20 protein-coding genes are annotated in these 21226 nt (G+C 68.8%); 9 read left to right on the forward strand and 11 right to left on the reverse strand.

The annotated features are described in order from the left end of the window. Positions 1 to 24: 24 nt before the first annotated feature. Positions 25 to 1224 (reverse strand): alpha/beta hydrolase family protein, encoded by a 1200-nt coding sequence (locus AAHA49_RS07300; RefSeq protein ID WP_339392831.1) that lies wholly within the window; start codon positions 1222 to 1224, stop codon positions 25 to 27. Positions 1225 to 1375: 151 nt separating this feature from the next. On the opposite strand from AAHA49_RS07300, the gene msrB reads away from it, so the two are divergent. Then, complete coding sequence (msrB, locus tag AAHA49_RS07305; protein WP_342037808.1) at positions 1376 to 1792, forward strand: peptide-methionine (R)-S-oxide reductase MsrB; 417 nt, start codon at positions 1376 to 1378, stop codon at positions 1790 to 1792. After that, on the forward strand, positions 1793 to 2311 hold the full coding sequence (locus tag AAHA49_RS07310) for a GNAT family N-acetyltransferase (RefSeq protein ID WP_342037809.1): 519 nt from the start codon (positions 1793 to 1795) through the stop codon (positions 2309 to 2311). It abuts the gene before it with no gap. A gap of 61 nt (positions 2312 to 2372) precedes the next feature. Here the strand turns inward: AAHA49_RS07310 and AAHA49_RS07315 are convergent, their stop codons facing one another. After that, entirely contained in the window at positions 2373 to 2843 is a 471-nt protein-coding gene (locus tag AAHA49_RS07315; protein ID WP_342037810.1) for a MarR family winged helix-turn-helix transcriptional regulator, read from the reverse strand. A gap of 113 nt (positions 2844 to 2956) precedes the next feature. Between AAHA49_RS07315 and AAHA49_RS07320 the strand changes: the two genes are divergently transcribed. Continuing rightward, positions 2957 to 3172, forward strand: a complete 216-nt coding sequence (locus AAHA49_RS07320) for a hypothetical protein (protein ID WP_339392835.1) — start codon at positions 2957 to 2959, stop codon at positions 3170 to 3172. Between the two features lie 128 nt (positions 3173 to 3300). Here AAHA49_RS07320 and hemQ read toward each other — a convergent pair whose 3' ends face one another. From hemQ to hemE, 3 genes are read right to left on the reverse strand one after another with little or no spacing between them, the layout of a single operon-like run. Beyond that, positions 3301 to 4011 (reverse strand): hydrogen peroxide-dependent heme synthase, encoded by a 711-nt coding sequence (hemQ, locus tag AAHA49_RS07325; RefSeq protein WP_342037811.1) that lies wholly within the window; start codon positions 4009 to 4011, stop codon positions 3301 to 3303. Between the two features lie 59 nt (positions 4012 to 4070). Further along, positions 4071 to 5492, reverse strand: coding sequence for a protoporphyrinogen oxidase (gene hemG, locus AAHA49_RS07330; RefSeq protein WP_342037812.1), 1422 nt, complete (start codon positions 5490 to 5492; stop codon positions 4071 to 4073). Next, positions 5489 to 6544, reverse strand: a complete 1056-nt coding sequence (gene hemE / locus AAHA49_RS07335; protein ID WP_342037813.1) for a uroporphyrinogen decarboxylase — start codon at positions 6542 to 6544, stop codon at positions 5489 to 5491. Before hemE ends, hemG begins: the two co-directional genes overlap by 4 nt. A 190-nt stretch (positions 6545 to 6734) precedes the next feature. On the opposite strand from hemE, the gene AAHA49_RS07340 reads away from it, so the two are divergent. The 3 genes from AAHA49_RS07340 to AAHA49_RS07350 are packed head-to-tail and all read left to right on the forward strand — an operon-like array spanning position 6735 to position 9108. After that, positions 6735 to 7349, forward strand: coding sequence for a DUF3000 domain-containing protein (locus AAHA49_RS07340; RefSeq protein ID WP_342037814.1), 615 nt, complete (start codon positions 6735 to 6737; stop codon positions 7347 to 7349). Beyond that, positions 7346 to 8518: an HRDC domain-containing protein gene (locus tag AAHA49_RS07345; protein WP_342037815.1), complete on the forward strand. Its 1173-nt coding sequence runs from the start codon at positions 7346 to 7348 to the stop codon at positions 8516 to 8518. The genes AAHA49_RS07340 and AAHA49_RS07345 overlap by 4 nt, the downstream gene beginning before the upstream one ends. After that, positions 8515 to 9108 (forward strand): P-loop nucleotide/nucleoside kinase family protein, encoded by a 594-nt coding sequence (locus AAHA49_RS07350; protein WP_342037816.1) that lies wholly within the window; start codon positions 8515 to 8517, stop codon positions 9106 to 9108. The genes AAHA49_RS07345 and AAHA49_RS07350 overlap by 4 nt, the downstream gene beginning before the upstream one ends. Positions 9109 to 9169: 61 nt before the next feature. Here the strand turns inward: AAHA49_RS07350 and dxs are convergent, their stop codons facing one another. Further along, on the reverse strand, positions 9170 to 11110 hold the full coding sequence (gene dxs / locus AAHA49_RS07355; RefSeq protein ID WP_342037817.1) for a 1-deoxy-D-xylulose-5-phosphate synthase: 1941 nt from the start codon (positions 11108 to 11110) through the stop codon (positions 9170 to 9172). Positions 11111 to 11814: 704 nt separating this feature from the next. Further along, a complete protein-coding gene (acnA, locus tag AAHA49_RS07360) occupies positions 11815 to 14499 on the reverse strand; it encodes an aconitate hydratase AcnA (protein WP_342037818.1) in 2685 nt (894 codons plus the stop codon). Positions 14500 to 14793: 294 nt separating this feature from the next. Here acnA and AAHA49_RS07365 point away from each other — a divergent pair, with 294 nt between their 5' ends. Then, on the forward strand, positions 14794 to 14988 hold the full coding sequence (locus AAHA49_RS07365; protein ID WP_339392843.1) for a hypothetical protein: 195 nt from the start codon (positions 14794 to 14796) through the stop codon (positions 14986 to 14988). Positions 14989 to 15084: 96 nt separating this feature from the next. On the opposite strand, the gene AAHA49_RS07370 is transcribed toward AAHA49_RS07365, so the two are convergent. Both AAHA49_RS07370 and AAHA49_RS07375 read right to left on the reverse strand, forming a co-directional pair. Further along, on the reverse strand, positions 15085 to 16485 hold the full coding sequence (locus AAHA49_RS07370) for a class I SAM-dependent RNA methyltransferase (RefSeq protein WP_342037819.1): 1401 nt from the start codon (positions 16483 to 16485) through the stop codon (positions 15085 to 15087). 1 nt (position 16486) lies between these two features. Further along, positions 16487 to 18397 (reverse strand): APC family permease, encoded by a 1911-nt coding sequence (locus tag AAHA49_RS07375; RefSeq protein ID WP_342037820.1) that lies wholly within the window; start codon positions 18395 to 18397, stop codon positions 16487 to 16489. A 138-nt stretch (positions 18398 to 18535) separates the two neighbouring features. On the opposite strand from AAHA49_RS07375, the gene AAHA49_RS07380 reads away from it, so the two are divergent. Both AAHA49_RS07380 and AAHA49_RS07385 read left to right on the forward strand, forming a co-directional pair. Continuing rightward, positions 18536 to 19210: a potassium channel family protein gene (locus AAHA49_RS07380; protein ID WP_339392846.1), complete on the forward strand. Its 675-nt coding sequence runs from the start codon at positions 18536 to 18538 to the stop codon at positions 19208 to 19210. After that, on the forward strand, positions 19207 to 19872 hold the full coding sequence (locus AAHA49_RS07385) for a potassium channel family protein (RefSeq protein WP_342037821.1): 666 nt from the start codon (positions 19207 to 19209) through the stop codon (positions 19870 to 19872). The genes AAHA49_RS07380 and AAHA49_RS07385 overlap by 4 nt, the downstream gene beginning before the upstream one ends. A 134-nt stretch (positions 19873 to 20006) precedes the next feature. Here AAHA49_RS07385 and AAHA49_RS07390 read toward each other — a convergent pair whose 3' ends face one another. Beyond that, positions 20007 to 20381 (reverse strand): single stranded DNA-binding domain-containing protein, encoded by a 375-nt coding sequence (locus AAHA49_RS07390; RefSeq protein WP_342037822.1) that lies wholly within the window; start codon positions 20379 to 20381, stop codon positions 20007 to 20009. Between the two features lie 5 nt (positions 20382 to 20386). After that, a complete protein-coding gene (locus AAHA49_RS07395; protein ID WP_342037823.1) occupies positions 20387 to 21223 on the reverse strand; it encodes a DUF3710 domain-containing protein in 837 nt (278 codons plus the stop codon). Between the last annotated feature and the right edge of the window lie 3 nt (positions 21224 to 21226).

A 21226-nucleotide genomic window follows, 5' to 3' on the forward strand; every position in this document is an offset into this window, starting at 1 on the left:
GGGCTCGCCGAGGTGCGGGCGGGCTCAGTCGTGCGGGAGGACCTTCGTCTCGAGGAAGTTCGCGACATCGTCCTCCCAGCGCACCGGGTCGATGTTCCATTCCTTCGTGTGCCTGGCCTTCGCGTACGGCGGCATCGTCACAAGGTCGCGGCGGACCGAGGCGAGCGCATGCGAGGGCGAGGAGGGAACGAACTCGTCGTCGTCGGAGTGGATGAGCAGGACGGGCACATCGAGCTCCGCGGCCCTGGTCACCCAGTCCATGCGGCTGAGATCGAGCGGGGTCTCGAGCCCGGTGATCGGACGCGCCCACGGCTGAGTGATCATCTCGAGCGTGAGCTTCGCGACGGGGGTCGGGAGCATGTTCTTCCGGGCCTGACCGTCGAGGACGTTGATCCAGTCGACGACGGGACCGTCGAGGACGAGGGCGGCGACGTGCTCGCGGTTGCGCCCCCGGGAGGCGGCCTGGAAGGCGATCGCCCCGCCCATCGACCAGCCGAAGAGGACGACCTGCTTCGCCCCGTGCTCGAACGCGTAGTCGATCGCGACGTCGACGTCGATCCATTCGGTGTCGCCGAGGCCGTAGCGCGAGGACGACTCGACCCTCACCTCGGCGTCGTTACGATACGACATCGCGATGGCGGGGACGCCGAGCGTGTTGAGTACGGGGGCGGCCCGAAGCCCTTCGGCGCGGGTGCTCGCCCGGCCGTGGATGAGGATCGCCCACGTGTCCGAGGGGTCGGGGTGATCGGTCGGCAGCAGCCAGGCGGGTAGGGAGCCGGCATCCGATTCCAGGGTGATGTCCTCGAACTTCACTCCGGCGGCGAGCGGATCGGGGTAGACGACGCCGGTCCACCGGCCGCGGCGGGCGCGGCGGATGTCGCCGCGGGTGACGGAGAGGATCTCACGGGAGACGGTGCGCGAGCGCGGATCGTATTCGACGATGTCGCCGATCACCGCGTGTCCGGCGCCCTGGTTGAAGTAGAGACCGTAGGTGCCGGGGACCGTCGTCTCCTCATCGGCGGGCAGGTGGATGCGCATATTGGGCGAGAAGCCGTCGATGTGGAGGATGTCGAGCTCTTCGGGCGCGTTCTCGGGAACGACGATGCGCCGTGCGAAGTACGCGGCGAGTCCCGAGGAAGCCACTGAGATCACGGCCCCGATGCCGGCGCCGACGCCGACCGCGGCGAGCAGCAGACGAGTGGGGAACTGAGAGTCGCGGACCATGTAAACCTCCTGGCATCATTGTCTCCCACGGAATGAGATCTCTCCAAACGCTGTTGAGCTCATGGAGGGGTCCGCCGAGGCGTCCGACCGGGACGATGGTCCGCACCGTCGTCGGTCCCCGACACCCACCCACACGACATCGGAGGTCACCATGAGCGAATCGAATGCCCGCACCGCTGACGGCGAGGAGGTCCGCTGGCAGGACGTGCTCAGCCCCGAGGAGTTCGCCGTGCTCCGCCAGGGCGGCACGGAGAGGCCGTTCACCGGCGAATACGTCGATACGACGACGGCGGGGATGTACCAGTGTCGGGCGTGCGGCGCCGACCTCTTCCCCTCGGACACGAAGTTCGCCTCCCACTGCGGGTGGCCGTCGTTCTACGCCCCTCTCGCCGAGGATCGGGTGCGCTACATCAAGGACTCCTCCCTGGGCATGGACCGCATCGAGGTCCGGTGCGCGAACTGCGACTCTCACCTCGGCCACGTTTTCTCCGGTGAGGGCTACGACACGCCGACCGATCAGCGCTACTGCATCAACTCGATCTCGCTGCGGCTCAATGAGGAGGGCTGAGTGTCCGATCTCGTCCTCAAGCGCTTCTCGGAACTGACGACGAGGGAGCTCTACGGCCTCCTCCAGCTGCGCTCGCAGGTCTTCGTCGTCGAACAGGACTGCGTCTTCCTCGACCTCGACGGCGTCGACACCCTCGAGGGCACACTCCATGCGTTCTATCCTGGTGAGGGAAGGATCATGGCGGACACGCACGGTGAACAGGGCGGTCGCAGTCTCATGCCCGCCGCGTACGCGCGGGTGCTGCCCGCCGACTTCACCGACGGACCGGCGGCGGAACCCGGAGCCCGCAGCATCGGTCGGGTCGTGACCGATCCGGACCTGCGCGGGGGCGGCTGGGGCAGGCGACTGCTGACCGACCTCGTAGCCGCCTTCCCCGGTGAGCCGCTCACCCTCAACGCGCAGTCTCACCTCGAGGGCTTCTATGCGGGGTTCGGGTTCTCGCCGAACGGTCCGCGCTTCGACGAGGACGGGATCGAGCACACGCCGATGTCACGGCCCATCGTCGCCGAGGTTCGCTGAGCGAAGCGCCGCACTGAGCCGGTCGGCCCGCTGAACGGGTCGGCCCACTGAGCGGGAAGGCTCAGGCCTTCTCCGCCGCTGCAGCTTCGGCGGCGTTCGAGGCGTCGACGGCGGCGATGAGGTCGGTCATCGTCGCATGGAGCGCGCGCAGGCCGGCCTCGTCCATGTCGAGCTTCTTCATCATCGCCGGCGGGATCGCTTCGGCCTGCGCGCGCAGCGCGGCCCCGGTCGCAGTGAGGTCGACCTCGACGATGCGCTCATCGGCGGCGCTGCGCGTGCGGGTGACGTAGTCGAGCGCCTCCAAGCGCTTGACCAGCGGCGAGACCGTGGCCGGTTCGAGGCGCAGCATCTCCGCGATCCTGCGCACAGGCAGGCGACCGTGCTGCCAGAGGGCGAGCATGACGAGGTACTGCGGATGGGTGAGGTGCAGCGGGTCGAGCACCGAACGGTACGCGCCGATGACGCTGCGCGAGGCCACCGCGAGGGCGAAGCAGATCTGGCTCTCCAGATCGAGTGGATCATGGTCGGTCATCGTGTCATTCCCCCAATTAGTTAGTGCACTAATATTCAGTGTACTATTGAACTGTCGGAGCGTCCGTGCACACCGGGATCCACCCGGTCGGAGAGCCCGAGGAGGACAGCCCCATGACCGAGGAACACGATCCCCAGCGCCACGTCGCGTGGCTCAATCGATTCTTCCGCAAGATCGTCGGACCCGCCCAGGTCGACAGCACCCGTCCCGGCGGCTACTTCGAAGACGCCGACCGCAGCGCCGAACGACTCGAGGCCCTCGGCCTCGAAGTCCGCACGGACGCCGCCGGCCATTCCTACGTCGTCAAGCGCACAGCGCAGACCGAGTGAGCGCTTGAGCAGCACCCAGGGTGAGCGCTTGAGCCGCGCCTGAGCTGAGTGCGACGCGGATCAGCGAAGAAGGGGGCCGAAGCCATGATGGCTTCGGCCCCCTTCGGCGTCTCCGCCGGCGCGAACCCTCAGCGCCAGTCGGTGATGATGTCGACGAGCTCGCGGCGCCGTCCCGTGTAGAACGGGATCTCCTCGCGCACGTGGAGGCGGGCCTGCGTGTTGCGCAGGTCGCGCATGAGGTCGACGATGCGGTGGAGCTCCTCGGCCTCGAACGCGAGCAGCCACTCGTAGTCGCCGAGTGCGAACGCCGAGATCGTGTTGGCCTTGATGTCCTTGTACGGCGCCGCGGCGATGCCGTGGTCACGCAGCATCTGCGACCGCTCCGCCGGGTCGAGGACGTACCAGTCGTAGGAGCGGACGAACGGGTACACGCAGATGTAGGAACCGGGTTCGTCGTCGGTGAGCAGGGCGGGCAGGTGGGCCTTGTTGAATTCGGCGGGACGGTGGAGTCCGACGACCGACCACACGGGTTCGAGGACTCCCCCGAGCAGGGTCTTCCGGAGTGCGGAGTACGCGGCCTGGACGAGTTCGATCGTCGGCGCGTGGTACCAGAACATCACGTCGGCGTCGGCGCGCAGGGCGGAGACGTCGTAGATGCCGCGGACGACGAGTCCCTGCTCACGCAGGGGCGCGAGCGCCTCGTCGACCTCGGCGGCGAGTTCGGCCCGGTCGGCGTCGCCGAGTTCGGCGGCCGCAGCGAAGACCGAGTACGCGATGTAGCGGGTCTCCTGGTTGGCGCGTTCGATCTGCTCTTCGGTGGGCTGCGTGTAGTCGCTCATGGCGTCTCCTTCGTGTCGTGTGTCTTCTCTGCGGTTAATCAGGCCGGGCTCGGTGGTGCTCAGGCGGTCCGGGCGAGCGTCAGGCGCTCGGCGACGGTGTGCGCGCGGGCGATGCAGGCGGGGATGCCGACACCGGCGTAGGCGGATCCGACGAGTTCGAGGCCGGGGATCCCAGCGATCTGCGCATCGAGGTCGTCCATCGCGCCGAGGTGGCCGGGCACGTACTGCGGCAGCGCGCGGTCCCAGCGTTTGACCTCGGAGACCGCGATCCGGTCGCCGGGGCGTCCGGTGATGCGCTGCCAGTCGGCGAACGCCCGGGCGGTGAGATCGGCGTCATCGAGGTCCTGCCAGGTGCCCGGGGCATCCCCGAACCGTCCGATGCTCATCCGCACGAGCGCGGTGTTCGCGGGAAGTCGATCGCGCATCCACGGCCACTTGTTCGAGGCGAACGTCGACGCCTTGATGAAGGACTCCTCGGTGGGCGGAACGAGGAACCCCGAGCCCTCGAGGTCACCGTCTCCGAGTTCGACGAGGGCGACGACGAGCGCGGTCGAGGCGTAGGGCACCTGACCCAGCGTCCGGGCGGGGCCGGGCGCCGCCTCGGCGAGGAGACCTGCCGTGACGTCGGCGGGGGTGGCGAGGATGACGATGTCGGACTCGATCGGACCCTCCGGGGTCTCGACGCTCCAGCCGTCACCGGACCGGCGCAGCCCGGTGACCGGGGTGTCCGTGCGGATCCGACCGCCGGCTGCGGTGATCGCCTCGGCGAGGGCGGGGATGAGAGCCCCGATGCCGCCGACGAGGCTGAGGAAGACCGGTTCGGGTTCGGGGTGCGCGGACTCAGTGCGGGATCCCTCGGTCCGCGCTGCCTCGGCGCGCGCGGCGAGCAGGGTTGCCGCCCGGTCGAGCACGGAGGTGCCGTCGAGGGCCGCGGGCAGCAGGGCGGGGACGGTCGCTGCGAGGGAGAGGTCGCGGCAGCGGCCGGCATAGACACCGGCGAGCAGCGGGTCGACGAGCGTGTCGACGAGGGCGTCGCCGAGGCGGTCCGCGAGGAACTCCCCCACCGAGGTGTCCTCACCGGGGATCGGTGCGGTGAGCTGTTCGGCGGCGACCCGGGCGGTGGCCTCGGGGCCGAGGAGTTCGGCGACGGTCTCGGGGTCGCCGGGCACACCCATGATCGTGGCCCGTGGGATCGGCTGGAGTCGACCGTGGCTGAGCACCTGCGAGCTGTGCTCCCGGGACGGGAAGACCGGGTCGAGTCCGAGAGCGGCGACGAGCTCCCGCGTCTCGGGACGGCGGAAGAGGCTCGCCTCGGCGCCGAGGTCGATGCCCTCGGTCACGGTTCCTCCCAGCGTCGAGGATTCCAGGCACCCGCCGAGGCGGGGGGCGGATTCGAGGACGAGGACCTCATGGTCGGGCGCGAGTCGGTGAGCGGCGACGAGACCGGAGACTCCGCCGCCGACGATCGTGATGCGGCTCATCGGTTCGGGTTCGCCTCCCCGAGGATCTCCGCGGACACGCGGTGGACCTCGGCGACGACGCGGCCGGGCACCTCGGGGTCGGTGTCGGGCAGGACGCCGTGGCCGAGGTTGAAGACGAAGCCGGGGTCGTGGGCGAGCCCGGCGCGCACGATCTCTCCGATGCGCGGGGCCAGTGCCTCCCAGGGGGCGAAGAGCAGCGCGGGGTCGAGGTTGCCCTGCAGCGCCTGGTCCGGCTTCACGCGGGTTGCGGCGTCGGCGAGGTCGACGCGGAAGTCCACGCCCATCGCGCTCGACCCGGCCAGTGACATCGAGGAGAGCAGCTCCCCGGTCTGGACGCCGAAGTGGATGCTCGGCACATCGTGGTCGGCCAGTGCCGCGAAGACGGCGGTCGAGTGCTCGAGGACGTGCTCGTCGTAGTCGCGGCGGCTGAGGTAGCCCGCCCACGAGTCGAAGAGCTGGAAGGCTCGGGCGCCGGCGGTCAGCTGCACGTCGATGAAGGTCGCGGAGATCCGGGCGAGCTTGGACAGGAGGAGGGCGAAGGTCTCCGGGTCGGCGATCATGAGCGACTTCGTCTTCTCATGGTTCTTGCTCGGTCCGCCTTCGATGAGGTAGCTCGCGAGCGTGAAAGGGGCTCCGGCGAAGCCGATGAGCGGGGTGGCCTCGCCGAGCTCTGCGACGATGCGGCCGATGGATTCGGCGATGTCGGGGATCTGCGCGGGATCGAGCTCCGGCAGGGCCTCGACGTCGGCGCGGGTCCGGATGGGTGAGGCGAGGACGGGGCCGCGTCCGGCGACGATCTCGACCTCGACCCCGGCAGCCTGGAGGGGGACGACGATGTCGGAGAAGAAGATCGCGGCGTCGACGCCGTGCCGGCGCACCGGCTGGAGGGTGATCTCGGTGACGAGTTCGGGGTCCCGGCACGAGGCGAGCATCGAGGTGCCTTCGCGCAGCTGCCGGTACTCGGGAAGCGAACGTCCGGCCTGCCGCATGAACCAGACGGGGGTGTGGTCGATCGGCTCTCCGCGGAGGGCAGGCAGCAAGGTTGAAGTCATGGCCCCATCCTCCCATTCCAGGTGCCTCGTCGCCCAACCGCGCGCGGTTTCAAGACGCAGCGTCTTGCGTCCGTCGGGCAGGGTCGGGCGAACCGGCGCAGGGCCGGCCGGTGCGGCGTCACACGATGACTTCGTCCCACCTCGGCGTGGATGATTCCGCAGGCTCGCACGCTGTTCTATCGTGTCGAGTGTGGTCAACACCTCGCCTCTCAACCGCATTCCGGCGGAGTTCAGCGCAGTGACATCGGTCCTGCGCGAAGCCCGGGACACGAACAACGTCTCGATCTCGGAGATCCCGGCTCCCGCGAAGCTCGCCCCCTACTCCTACGCCCTCGGCGCCGAGGTCACGGCCGATGAGAACTTCATCGCCGCGAGCGGCGAATCCATCGAGGAGCTCGCGACGGGACGCATCGTCGTCCTCTTCGACCCTGAGGCCCCCGAGGAGTGGGAGGGGTCGTTCCGGATCGTGTCCTACATCCGGGCCGAACTCGAACACGAACTCGGCAACGAGACGATGCTCGGCCATGTCGCCTGGTCGTGGCTCGAAGACGCCCTCGAAGCCAACGACTGCGAACTGCTGGCCGCGGGCGGGACGACGACGCGAGTGCTCTCGGAGAGCTTCGGCACCTTGGCCACGCGGCCGGCGACGATAGACTTGGAGCTGCGCGCCTCGTGGACCCCGATCATCACGGAACCGGAGATGATCGGCGATCACCTCGAGGCGTGGATCGACCTGCTGTGCACCGTCGCAGGTCTCCCACCGCTTCCTGAAGGAGTATCAGCCCTGCCCGGGCGCCGTCGATGACTACCGAACCACCGCTTCTCACCGCGCCCGCCCACGGCGTTCCCCCTGTCGTCGACTCTCCCTCGGCCTTCGCCGCGGCCCGGGAGGCTCTGGCTGCGGGGTCCGGGCCCATTGCGATCGATGCCGAACGTGCGTCGGGCATCCGCTACGGTCAGCGCGCCTTCCTCGTCCAGCTGCGCCGGGAAGGCTCGGGCACCGTGCTGCTCGACTCCGAGGCGCTCGGCGACCTGTCCGGTCTCAATGCCGCCCTCGGGGACGACGAGTGGGTCATCCATTCCGTCACCCAGGATCTCCCGTGCCTGCAGGACCGCGGCATGGTGCCTGCCGCGCTGTTCGACACCGAACTCGCCGCGCGGCTCCTCGGGTGGGAGAAGTTCGGGCTCGCCGCCGTCGCCGAACGCACCCTGGGCGTGCGACTGGCCAAGGAGCATTCGGCGGCGGACTGGTCGACCAGGCCCCTGCCCGAGGAGTGGCTCAACTATGCCGCCCTCGACGTCGAGGTGCTCCTGCCGATCCGCGACGTCCTCGCCGTCGAGCTCGTCGAGGCGGGACGGTGGGAGTATGCCCAGCAGGAGTTCGCTCATCTGCTGTCCTTCCAGCCGAAGGTCCACGCCGAACCGTGGCGGCGCACGCACGGTCTGGCGAAGCTGACCTCCCGGGCCGATCTGGCCAAAGTCAGGGAGCTCTGGCAGACCCGCGACGACATGGCTGCCGAGACCGACACCGCGCCCTCGAAGGTGCTGCGCGACCGGGAGCTCATCGACCTCGCCCGCTCCCGCGCCCGGTCGAGCGATGACATCCTCGCCCGCTGGCCCAGGCTCTCCCGCGCCGATTCCGCGAGGCTCTTCCGTGCCCTGCGCCGGGCGGGACGGCTGACCCCCGATGAGCTGCCGCCCAAGCGCGAACCGAGCCGGCTCCCCCGCTCGCCGTTCAGTCACACGGAGATCAAGGAGCGCACCGCCGCGCTCAAGGCGTCCGTCGCCGAGGTGGCCGAAGCCGAGGAGATGCCCCACGACGTGCTCCTCCAGCCGGCGCTCGTCAAGTCGTTGGCGGCGTCGGGACGTACGGATGTCGAGGTGTTCCTCACCGAGCACGGCGCCCGCCCGTGGCAGGTGGGGCTCACCGCACCGGCGCTGAGCGCGGCCTTGGATCAGCTCCCACGCGGATGATCGCGCACAGCGAGGGAACGCCCTGTCCGGGCGGCTCCGCAGCACGGCGACCAGCTGGCATCCGCCCGCCCGAACTCGTCCTCATGGTCGGTCTCGCCGGCGCCGGGAAGTCGACCCGGGCCGCGGAGCTCGCCGCCGCGCTGCCCGCCGTCCGGCTCTCCCCCGATGAGTGGATGCGCCCGCTCTTCTGTGACCCCGACCCGGACGGTCAGCGCCCGGTGCTCGAGGGCAGACTCATCGCTACGGCTGTCGAGATCCTCCGTGCCGGCGCCTCGGTGATCCTCGATTTCGGGCTGTGGAGGAGACAGGAGCGGATCGCACTGAGCTGGCTCGCCGCCCGCGTCGGTGCCGTGGCGCGCACGGAGTACCTCCCGATCGGTCGGGAGGCGCAGGCCGAACGGATCGCCGAGCGCCACCGCCGGTCCCCCGAGCGGGAATGGCCGGTCACGCAGGCCGAACTCGATGAGTGGCGGGAGATGCTCGATGAGCCGGGGCCCGCCGAGGCGGCCGGCGACTTCGGTGCCCGAGCTGCCGAGGACTGGAGCGAGTGGATAGCCGAGAAGTGGCCGACGGCGTTCGCCGAGACCTGAGGCTGCTCGGATGTCGCTGAGGTTCAGCCGACTGTCGCTGAGGTTCACACGACGCTGAGGCTCAGACTGCGCGGCGGCTGCCGTGTTCGGCGCGTCCGCGGACCTCTGCGGGCAGGGCGTTGACGATCTCGGAGACCATCGAGTCGACGTCGAGTCCGATGTACTCGAGGATCTCATCGCGGGTGCCCTGCGGGAGGAATTCGTCGGGCGCACCGAGTTCGACGACGCCGATGCGCGAGTCCGCGGCCCGCAGGTCGCTGCGGATCCGCGAGCCGATGCCGCCGAGGCGCACCCCGTCCTCGATGACGGCGACGAGGCTGTGCTCGCTCGCGAACTCGATGACGCTGTCCGGGACCGGCAGGACCCACCGGGGGTCGACGATCGTCGAGGACAGACCCTTGGCGGCGAGCACCTCGGCGACTTCCTGGGCACGGGCGGCGAAGGGTCCGACGGAGACGATGAGGATGTCCTTGGCGGCCCCTGCGGGGATCTCGCGGATGACGTCGACGCCGTCGGAGGTGCGGGACAGGGCCGGGATGTCGGCGCCGACGCTGCCGCGGGGGAAGCGGATGACGGTCGGGGCGTCGGTGACGGCGACGGCTTCGCGCAGCTCTTCGGTCAGGCGGGCGCCGTCGCGGGGGGCGGCGAGCTGGAGGCCGGGGACGATGCGCAGCATCGCCATGTCCCACACGCCGTGGTGGCTGGCACCGTCGGGACCGGTGATGCCGGCCCGGTCGAGGACGAAGGTCACGCCCTGCCCGTGGAGGGCGACGTCCATGAGGATCTGGTCGAAGGCGCGGTTGAGGAAGGTCGCGTAGATGCACACGATCGGGTGGAGTCCGCCGTAGGCGAGGCCGGCGGCCGAGGCGACGGCGTGCTGTTCGGCGATGCCGACGTCGAAGACCCGCTCCGGGTAGGCCTCGGCGAACTTCGCGAGCCCCACGGGCAGGAGCATGGCCGCGGTGACGGCGACGACGTCGTCGCGGTCGCGGGCGATCTCGAGGACTTCGTCGCCGAAGACCGAGGTCCACGAGGTCTGCTTCGACGGGGTCGAGCGGCCGGTGACGGGGTCGATGACGCCGACGGAGTGGAACTGGTCGGCATCGTCGTTGACGGCCGGGTCGTAGCCCTGGCCCTTCTGCGTGATCATGTGGACGATGACGGGGCCACCCTCGTACTGCTTGGCCAGGGTGAGCGCCTTCTCGACGCTGGTGAGGTCGTGGCCGTCGACGGGGCCTAAGTATTTGATGCCGAGTTCGTCGAACATCCCTGTCTGCTCGGCGCTGACCATGTCTTTCAGCCCCTTCTTCACTCCGTGGATCGCGGAGTAGGCGGCGCGGCCGGGGGCACCGGACTGCTGCAGGGTCGACTTGCCCCAGGACAGGAGCTTCTCGTAGCTCGACATCGTCCGCAGCTCGTCGAGGTGGGCGGCGAATCCGCCGACGGTGGGCGCGTAGGAACGGCCGTTGTCGTTGACGACGATGATGAGTTTGCGCGGCGGGGTCGAGGTGTCCGCGGCGATCGTGTTGAGCGCCTCCCACGCCATGCCGCCGGTCAGGGCTCCGTCGCCGATGACGGCGACGACGTGGCGGTCGCTCTCCCCCTTGAGCTGGTGGGCCTTCGCGATGCCGTCGGCCCAGGACAGCGACGCCGAGGCGTGCGAGTTCTCGATGACGTCGTGTTCGCTCTCGGCCCGGCTGGGGTAGCCGGAGAGGCCGTGGCGCTGACGCAGGCTGGAGAATTCGCTCATCCGCCCGGTGAGGAGTTTGTGGACGTAGGTCTGGTGGCCGACGTCGAAGAGGATCGTGTCGTGCGGGGAGTCGAAGACCCGGTGCAGTCCCATCGTCATCTCGACCACGCCGAGGTTGGGGCCCAGGTGGCCGCCCGTGCCCGCGACCGTCGTGACGAGGAAGTCACGGATCTCCTTCGCAAGGACCTCGCACTCGGCCGAGTCGAGTCCGCGCAGGTCCGCAGGGCTCTCGATCGACTCAAGGAATGTCATGCGGCCTCGCTTCTCGGGTTGGACGGCGATCGACGATCGGTCGACCGCTTTGGTGCGGGTGTTTCCACTCGGAACATTTTAGCGCGTTCGCTTGTCTCCACCCATCCCACCCGGCAGGATGTTCGCCCCGTCACACATTCCGCGCTTATCTGGGCCGGCGAGGCCGCGCACAACGCACCCTGCGTTAAGCACGCGGAGCACCCCCACCTCGGCGAATGTCCGGAGCAACTCACCCTACCCGGGGCTCCACAAACCACCCGGAGCACCACAACCTCGGTGGCGCTCCGCATCTCCTACCCGCAGCTCCACACACCACCCGTGGAAAGGTGGTTTATAACGCTAAGCATGACGGCTGCGATTCCGTGCTCTCCCCTATCCCACCTCGCCGAGGCGGACTGCGTCACCGCGCACCCGCAACCGCACGCACCACCCGGGGCTCCACACACCACCCGGAGCACCAAAACCTCGGTGGCGCTCCGCATCTCCTACCTTCAGCTCCACACACCACCCGTGGACAGGTGGTTTATGACGCTAAGAATGACGGCTGCGATTCCGTGCCCGCCACAGGCCCACCCCGCCGAGGCGGTCGTCCGTCCCAGCGTCAGCCCGCCGAGCCCAGGGGTTGCGTTCCATCACGCCGCCCGCACACGCGAACGTCCCCCGCCCGGGCCAAGGGCCTGGACGGGGGACGTCGGTGAAGCGGATCAGGCAGTCGCGAGCTGACGCAGCACGTACTGGAGGATGCCGCCGTTGCGGTAGTAGTCGGCCTCACCCGGGGTGTCGATGCGGACCACGGCGTCGAAGTCGACGGTCGTGCCGTCGTCCTTGGTCGCCGAGACCTTGACGGTCTTCGGGGTCGTGCCCTCGTTGAGCTCGGTGACACCGGAGATCGAGAAGGTCTCGGTGCCGTCGAGGCCCAACGACTCGGCCGATTCGCCGACGGGGAACTGCAGCGGCAGAACGCCCATGCCGATGAGGTTCGAGCGGTGGATGCGCTCGAAGCTCTCAGCGATGACCGCGCGGACGCCGAGCAGCTTCGTACCCTTGGCCGCCCAGTCGCGCGAGGATCCCGAACCGTACTCCTTGCCGCCGAGGACGACGAGCGGGATGCCCGCGGCCTGGTAGTTCACCGAGGCGTCGTAGATCGTCGTCTGCGGACCGTCGGCCTGCGTGAAGTCACGCGTGAAGCCGCCCTGGACTCCGTCGAGGAGCTGGTTCTGCAGGCGGATGTTGGCGAACGTGCCGCGGATCATCACTTCGTGGTTGCCGCGACGCGAGCCGTAGGAGTTGAAGTCCTTGCGCTCGACGCCGTGCTCGACGAGGTACTTGCCGGCCGGGGTGTCGGCCTTGAACGAACCTGCGGGCGAGATGTGGTCGGTCGTCACCGAATCGCCGAGCTTCGCGAGCACGCGGGCGCCCTCGATGTCGGTGACCGGCACGGTCTCGAGCGTCATGCCGTCGAAGTAGTTCGGCTTGCGCACGTACGTCGAGTTCTCGTCCCACTCGAAGATCGCACCCTCAGGCGTCTGCAGCGCCTGCCAGCGCTCGTCGCCGTCGAAGATCCGACCGTACTCGGTGTCGAACATGTCCGTCGAGATCGAGGAGTCGATGACCGACTGGACTTCCTCCGGCGACGGCCACAGATCCTTCAGATAGACGTCGACGCCCTCGGAGTCCTTGCCCAGCGGCTGGTTCTCGAAGTCGAAGTCCATCGTTCCCGCCAGCGCGTAGGCGATGACGAGCGGAGGCGACGCGAGGTAGTTCATCTTCACATCGGGGCTGATGCGGCCCTCGAAGTTGCGGTTGCCCGAGAGCACCGCGGTCACCGCGAGGTCGTTGTCCTGGATGGACTCGGAGATCTCCGCGTCGAGCGGGCCCGAGTTGCCGATGCAGGTCGTGCAGCCGTAGCCGACGACGAAGAAGTTGAGCGCCTCGAGGTCCTCGATGAGCCCGGCCTTCGTGTAGTAGTCGGTGACGACCTTCGACCCCGGTGCGATCGAGGTCTTCACCCACGGCTTCGAGTTCAGTCCGCGCTTGCGGGCATTACGGGCGAGGAGGCCGGCGGCGAGCATGACCGAGGGGTTCGAGGTGTTCGTGCACGAGGTGATCGAGGCGATCGCCACGGCGCCGTTGGCGAGCTCGAAGTTCCGTCCGTCACCGGTGGACACGGGAGCGGACTTCGACTCCTCGCCGGGGGCGGCGTAGTTGTGGATGTCCTTGGCGAACTGGTTCTTCGCATCCGTGAGCTCGATGCGGTCCTGCGGACGCTTGGGTCCCGAGATCGAGGGCACGACCGTGGAGAGGTCGAGCTCGAGGTACTCGGAGTAGGCGACCTCGTTGGCCGGATCGTGCCACAGACCCTGGGTCTTCGCGTAGTCCTCGACGAGCTGGATCTGCTCGGGCGAGCGACCGGTGAGCTTGAGGTAGTCGATCGTGACGTCGTCGATCGGGAAGATCGCGGCGGTCGAACCGAACTCGGGGCTCATGTTGCCGATCGTCGCACGGTTGGCCAGCGGCACCGAGGCCACGCCCTCACCGTAGAACTCGACGAACTTGCCGACGACGCCGTGCTGACGGAGCATGTCGGTGATCGTGAGGACGACGTCGGTGGCGGTCACGCCCGAGGGGATCTCCCCGGTGAGCTTGAAGCCGACGACGCGCGGGATGAGCATCGACACGGGCTGGCCGAGCATCGCGGCCTCGGCCTCGATGCCGCCCACACCCCAGCCGAGCACGCCGAGGCCGTTGACCATCGTCGTGTGCGAGTCGGTGCCGACCAGCGTGTCGGGGTAGGCGCGGAGGACTCCGCCGACCTCGCGCGGCATGACGACGCGGGCGAGGTATTCGATGTTGACCTGGTGAACGATGCCCATGCCCGGGGGGACGACCTTGAAGTCGTCGAAGGCGGTCTGGCCCCAGCGGAGGAACTGGTACCGCTCGCCGTTGCGCTGGTACTCGATGTCCATGTTGCGCTCGATCGCATCGGCCGTGCCGAAGGCGTCGATCTGGACGGAGTGGTCGATGACGAGCTCGGCCGGGGCGAGCGGGTTGACCGTGTCCGGGTTGCCGCCGAGTTCGGCGACCTTCTCGCGCATCGTGGCGAGGTCGACGATGCAGGGCACGCCGGTGAAGTCCTGCATGACCACGCGGGCCGGGGTGAACTGGATCTCCGTGCTCGGGTCAGCGCTGGGATCCCATGAGGCGAGGGCCTTGATGTGGTCCTCGGTGATGTTGGCACCGTCCTCGGTGCGCAGCAGGTTCTCCAGCAGCACCTTGAGGCTGAACGGAAGCTTCTGTGACCCGTCGACCGCGTCGAGGCGATAGATCTCGTAGTCCGTATCGCCCACGGTCAGGGTGCTCTTCGATTTGAACGTATCGACGTTGCTCATCGTGATTCTCCTGTTTCATTCGACACTCATCCAAGAAACCGGGCACAGCCCTGCGCGCGCACCGATTTACGCGACACAAATGTTTCCAAAAGTATCTTGACGTCAAGATAAATTCTAGCGCATCGTCGTGCTCTTGACCACCTCGGCGAGTCGCCATTCGGACAGTGCGGAATCGGGTTTTCCTCCCCTGGGTCTCCGGTTCGCACGAGCGCGCGGACCGTGGTCGCGCGCCTACGCTGGAGGCAGATCCTCACACCGTCCGCCCCTTTCGCGGGACCCGACCAAGGAGAGACCATGGATCCGTTCACCCTCGGCGCTGGCTTCGGCTTCGGCGCCCTGCTCGTCGGCATCATCTTCGCCGTCATCTGCAGCACCATCGCCAAGGAGAAGGGCCGCTCGGGTGGTTGGTGGGGCCTGTGGGGCTTCCTCACGACGTTCATCGCGCTCATCGTCTTGGTCCTCATCCCCCGCCGGTCGCGCGTGCACTGAGGCGCACCCTCGCCGAGGCGGTCGCCTGGGACTGCGGTTCATCGCCGCCCCAGGTGCGCAGGGGTCCGCCGAGGCGGTCCGCCCGGATCCTGTCGGTCACCGCCTGAGCACGGTGACCGTTTCGACGTGTGCGGTGAGCGGGAAGAGGTCGAGCCCCTCGAGGCTCTCGATCTGGTATCCGCCGGTGGTCAGCGCGGCGAGATCGCGGGCGAGTGTGCCCGCATCGCAGGAGACGTAGACGATCGTCTCCGGACCCTCATCGATGAGGCGCCCGGTCACGGCGGGACCGGCGCCCGCGCGCGGCGGGTCGAGGAGGACGACGTCGGAGGCCGGCACGGGCACAGCGTCGACGCGACCTGCGGCGAACTCGGCCTCGATGCCCACCGCATTCGCGCGTGCGTGCTCGATCGCCGGTCCCACTCCTTCGACACCGAACAGCGACGCTCCGGTGGCCGCTGCAGCGCCGATGCCGAGGAGCCCGACCCCGCAGTAGAGATCGGTGATGGTGCGCACGTCGCTCGGCAGGGCCGCGGTGACAGCACTGCTCAGCAGCCCGGGGGCGGCCCGGTGCACCTGCCAGAACCCGTCGGCTGAGACCCGGAAGTCCCGTCCGCCCACGGTCTCGAGAAGACTGTCCTGCCCACGGACGACGCGCAGTCCCTGAGCCTCATTCCCACCTCCGCGAGCGCGGCGGTCCCGGCGGCCGCGACCTCTGCGGCGGTCGCCGCCTCGACCGTGACCTCGGCGGGCGGCAGAGCGCGCCGGTGCGCTGGGCCCGGTGAGCAGCGACCAGTCAGCGGGCAGCCGGGCCGCGAAGTCCTCCAGTGCCGCGGCCTCGACCGCGCCGCGGACGATGACGGCCCCCGACTCCCCCGCCGAGGCGAACTCGACGCGATCGGCGCCGCGCAGACGCAGGGAGGGCAGGTCCACCTCGGCGATGGGATCGACGGCGAGCGGAGCGGAACTCACGGCCACGACGTCGTGGCTGCGGGCCCGGAGCATGCCGAGCTCACCATCGGGGCCGACGGCGAGCTGGACACGGGTGCGCCAGTCCATGCCCGTCGTCTCCCCCGGCGCCGCAGCGACACTCACCTCACGTTCGATGCCGCCGATGCGCTCGAGCTGGTCGGCGATGATGCGGGCCTTGAGCTCACGACTGTGGGCGAGGTCGACGTGGGCGTACTCCATGCCCCCGAAGAGGACATCCCCGGCAGACTCCTCGGCGGCTCGGCCGGAAGGGTCGACCGCCTCGGCGAGGAGACCGGCGCGCCGGTCGGGCACCCGGTGGGGCGAGGGTTCGAGCACCTCGGTCACCTCGGCCCGGAGCACCTTCCCCGGTCCCGGCACGGTGCGCGCCCGGACGAGTTCGCCGGGCAGGGCACCGGAGACGAAGACGACGCGGCCCTCGATCCGGGCGATGAAGGCACCTCCGGCGGCAGGACCCTCGATGCGCAGACGGAGGTCCTCCCCGCTCGGATGTTCGGGGTGGGCGGTCATCTCATACCTGTCCGTAGAGGGGAGGCTCGGAGTCGGGGCCGTTGCCACGGTGCTGGCGCGAGAACGACCGCAGCCGCCACGGCACGGAGACGACGACGACGTTGGGCACGAGCAGCAGCCTGGTGCGCAGCTTGATGGCGACCTGGTTGTGGAGGATGTGCTCCCACCAGCGGCCGACGATGTACTGCGGGATGTAGACGATGACGAGGTCGCGCGGGGAACGCCGGCGGATCGCGAAGACGTGCGCGAGCAGCGGCCGGACGAGTTCGCGGTACGGGGAGGCGAGCACCGTGAGCGGCACCGGCAGCTCCATCTCGTTCCACCTCCGCTGCAGCTTCTCAGCGGCCTCCTCGTCGACGGCGACGGTGACGGCCTCGAGCTGGCTCGAGCGGGTCACCCTCGCGTACGCCAGCGCCCGCAGGGTGGGCTTGTTGATGTCGTTGACCACGACGATCGCGTGCGTGTTCGACGGGATCGTGCGCGAGTCGATCTCCGCGTCGGGGGCGAGTTCGCTCGCGACCCGCGCATAATGGCGGTGGATGGCGCCCATGACGAGGAAGAGCACGGCCATCGCCGCGACCGCGATCCACGCGCCGGCGAGGAACTTCGAGACGATGACGACGATGAGGACACCCGCGGCGATGATGCAGCCGGCCCCGTTGATGAGCCGGTTGACCCGCATCCGCAGCCGCGCCTTCGGGTCGATGACCAGACGCAGCCGCTTGTTCCAGTGCAGCACCATGCCCAGCTGACCGACGACGAAGCTCGCGAACACGCCGACGAGGTAGAGCTGGATGAGGGTCGTCGCCGAGGCGCGGGTGGCGATGACGAGGACGATCGCTGCGACGGCGAGGAGGAGGATGCCGTTGGAGAACGTCAGCCGGTCACCCTTGCTCGCAAGCTGCCGCGGCAGGAACCCGTCGCGGGCCAGGCGGGAGGCCAGACCCGGGAAGCCCTCGACGGCGGTGTTCGCCGCGACGATGAGGACGAGGGCGGCGACGAGGACGACGACGAAGAACATGATCGGGGTGTCGGCGAAGATCGTGTGGGCGAGCTGCCCGAGCACGGGCTCCTGCTCGTACTCCGCGGAGACCGGGCTGCCGTCGGCGCGGACGAGGTAGAGGTGCGGGTCGTCGACGTACTTCACCCCCGTCACCGAGGCGAGGTACGTCAGACCGGTGAGCATGATCGCGGCGAGGAACCCGGAGAGGACGAGCGTGTTGCCCGCGTTCTTCCCGCGCGGCTTCTCGAACGCGGGTACCGCGGTGGCCACGGTCTGGACGCCGGCGAGTGCCACCGAACCGGAGGAGAACGCGCGCAGGACGATGAGGACCGTGGCCAGTCCCAGGGTCGCCTGGTTGGTCACGGCGTCGTGGACGATCGTGTAGTCCGCGGTCTCCGCCTGCGGCACGTCGCCGAGGGCGACCATGACGAGGCCGACGATCATCGTGAGGAACACCGCGCCGAGGAAGAGGTACGTGGGGATCGCCAGCAGCACGGGCCTGGCCCGCGAACCGCGCAGCCCGAGCAGGGAGATGACGACGATGCCGACGATCGCCACCGGCACGCGGTAGGGGGCGAGCAGCGGGAAGGCCGTGGTGATGTAGGCGGCGAAGACCGTCATCGACACGGCCAGGGTGAGGACGTAGTCGACGAGGAGGGCGGCGGCGACGATGAGTCCGGCCTTGGGTCCGAGGTTCTTCGACGCGACCTCGTAGTCGCCGCCCCCGGACGGGTAGGCGCGGACGTTGAGCCGGTAGCACGCGACGATGACGAGGATGACCGCGCCGACGGCGATGCCGATCCACGGGGCCGCCGTGATCGAGACGAGCGTCGTCAGCGACAGGGCGAGGAGGATCTCGTCGGGGGCGTACGCGACCGAGGAGAGCATGTCCGAGGCGAAGACGGGCATGGCGATGCGCTTCTTGAGCGCAGGCGCTCGCCTGTCCTCACTGCGGAACGGCCGTCCAACGAGTAGTCTTTTGACGGCATCAGAAAAACTGCTGGCCACGAGCACCAATGGTAGAGCACATGCCAAGAAGGGATACCCATGCACTTCGTCATCATGGGCTGCGGCCGAGTCGGCGCAACGCTGGCCAAAGCACTCGATGGCAATGGTCACTCGGTCGCCGTCGTCGACCGTGACCCCGACGCCTTCCTCAAGCTCGGACCCGACTTCAAGGGTGCGACGATCACGGGCCTCGGCTTCGACCGGGAGACGCTCACCCAGGCCCGCACCGCCGATGCCTTCGCCTTCGCCGCCGTCTCGAGCGGAGACAATTCCAACATCCTCGCCGCGCGTGTCGCCCGGGAGACCTTCGGGGTGCCCAATGTCGCCGCCCGGATCTACGATCCCGACCGGGCCCAGGTCTTCGAACGTCTCGGCATCCCCACCGTCCCGACGGTGCGGTGGACGGCGGAGCAGGTGATGCGCAAACTCGTCCCGCAGGGGTCGATCACGGAGTACCGGGAGCCCTCGGGCAACCTCGTCCTCGCCGAGGTCCACCTCGACCCCGGCTGGGTGGCCCGACCGATCGAGGAGATCGAAGAGGCCACCGGGGCCAGGGTCGCCTACGTCACCCGCCTGTCCGAGGGCATCGTCGCCGCCGACGACCTGCTCATCCAGGACGGCGACCTCGTCCACATCATGTGCCCGGTCGACCGCCTCGCCGAGATCGAGCGCATCCTCGACAAGCCCGTGACCGCCAGGGAGGAAGAAGAATGAGAGTCGTCATCGCCGGCGCCGGATCCGTCGGCCGCTCCGTGGCCAGGGAACTGCTCGACAAGCATCACGACGTGCTGCTCATCGACCAGAGCAAGGAGGCCCTCGGGCACGAGAAGATCCCGGGGGCTCAGTGGCTGCTCTCCGATGCGTGCGAGCTCTCCGGCCTCGGTGAGGCCCACCTCGAGGAGGCCGACGTCGTCGTCGCAGCGACCGGAGACGACAAGACCAACCTCGTCCTCTCCCTGCTCGCGAAGACCGAGTTCGGGGTCCCGCGCACCGTCTCGCGGGTGAACAACCCGAAGAACGAATGGCTCTTCGACGACAACTGGGGCGTCGACGTCGCCGTGTCCACGCCGAGGCTGATGACCGCGCTCGTCGAGGAGGCCGTCGAGGTGGGCGGGCTCGTCCACCTCATGAGCTTCGAACGCGGGCAGGCCGGGCTCATGGAGTTCACCGTCAACGAGACCTCCGAGCTCGTGGCCTCCCGGATCGGCAGCATCAGCTTCCCCGTCGACACCGTGCTCGTCGCCGTCATCCGCAATGCCAGGGCGTTCGCTCCGAGCCCCGACGACGTCATCGAGGCAGGCGACGAGCTCTTCTTCCTCTCCTCACCCGATCAGCAGTCGGCGCTGCTCAGCCTGCTCCAGGCCACCGCGAAATGAGCTGAGACCCGAGCCCGCAGACGGACGCAGCCGTGACCTCACCGGTCACGGCTGCTCTGCTATTCAACGTTGACGTGCTCCTGCGGAGGACATGTCCGTCGCGTGCGCAGGGTCGTCAGTCGTTGCTCAGATCGTCAGTCGTGGTCGTCGCGGGCCGCGACGAGTTCGTAGACCGGGTTGTAGGCCCGCAGCACCCCGTCGCGGTCGCAGAAGCGGCCTTCCAAGACGATGAGCGCCCCGGGCTTGACGCCGCTGATCTCCCGGCGTCCGAGGAACTGCGCCTCGACGTCGCCGGTGCCGTCGGAGACGGTGATCGTCAGTCGCGGATTGTCCAGGTTCGTCGACCGGGTGAGTGCGCTGACGACGCCGGCCACCCGCACACTCGACCGGGAAGGGACCGTGTCGATGCATGAGACGCCGGGGATCTGGCTGGCGGTGCGCAGATCCTCACGGGCGTCGTCGTCGCGGGAGCCGAAGCCGTGGGAGAGACGGGAGATGAGTCCGCGCATCGGAATCAGCGGACCTCGGTGATCTCTGGTCCGCGGGCGAAGGGGTTGATGTCCTCGGTCTCGTCCGCGGTCTCTTCGGCGGCCTCGACCTCGGGGGCGGTGAGGACGATGAGTTCGCGGGGAGCCATCGCCTCGCTTCCACGGTCGACGACGACGCCGCGGACGAGGGCGCTGAGTTCGGCCCGCACCTCGGTGTCGGTGACGGCTTTGCCGGAGAACACGGCGCGGATGAACCACCGGGGCCCGTCGATGCCGGCGAAGCGCATCGCACGCTTGCTCGGGCGCCCGTCTTCGCTCTTCGCGGGAACTTCGACGGCGAGTTCGCGACCGAGGCCGGTGTGCAGCTCCGTGCACTCCCCGCCCTGGGATTCGACGCTCGTGGTCAGCTGCTGGCGCACCGTGTTCCACAGCCCTTCGGACCGGGGGGTCGCGAACGCCTGGAGCTGGACTCCGCCGCCGTCGTGGATGAGGGTCACGGCGAGCACCCGCTCGGATTCGTCGTCGGTGTCGAGACGGATCTGCATGCCGTCGACGACGGGCACCTTGAGCGCGCCGAGGTCGAGGCGATTGAGCTCGGGGTAGTCCTCGGCTGCATCGAACGGACCCTTCTCGGCCCGGTCGAAGGGAGCGGACTTCTCGAGCATCTCGTCCTCGTCGAGATCCTCGGGGTCGACCTCGGTCTCATCGACCGTCACCGTGTCATCGCTGTCGTCGGAGGCGTCATCGCCGACGCTGCTGTCGGAGAGTTCGGTCTCATCGACCTCGGTCTCATCGACCTCGGTCTCATCGACCTCTGCGGTCTCGTCGGTGGTCTTCTTGGAGAAACGTGAAAACAGTCCCATGGT

Source organism: Brevibacterium ammoniilyticum (assembly GCF_038429965.1).
Lineage (GTDB): Bacteria > Actinomycetota > Actinomycetes > Actinomycetales > Brevibacteriaceae > Brevibacterium > Brevibacterium ammoniilyticum.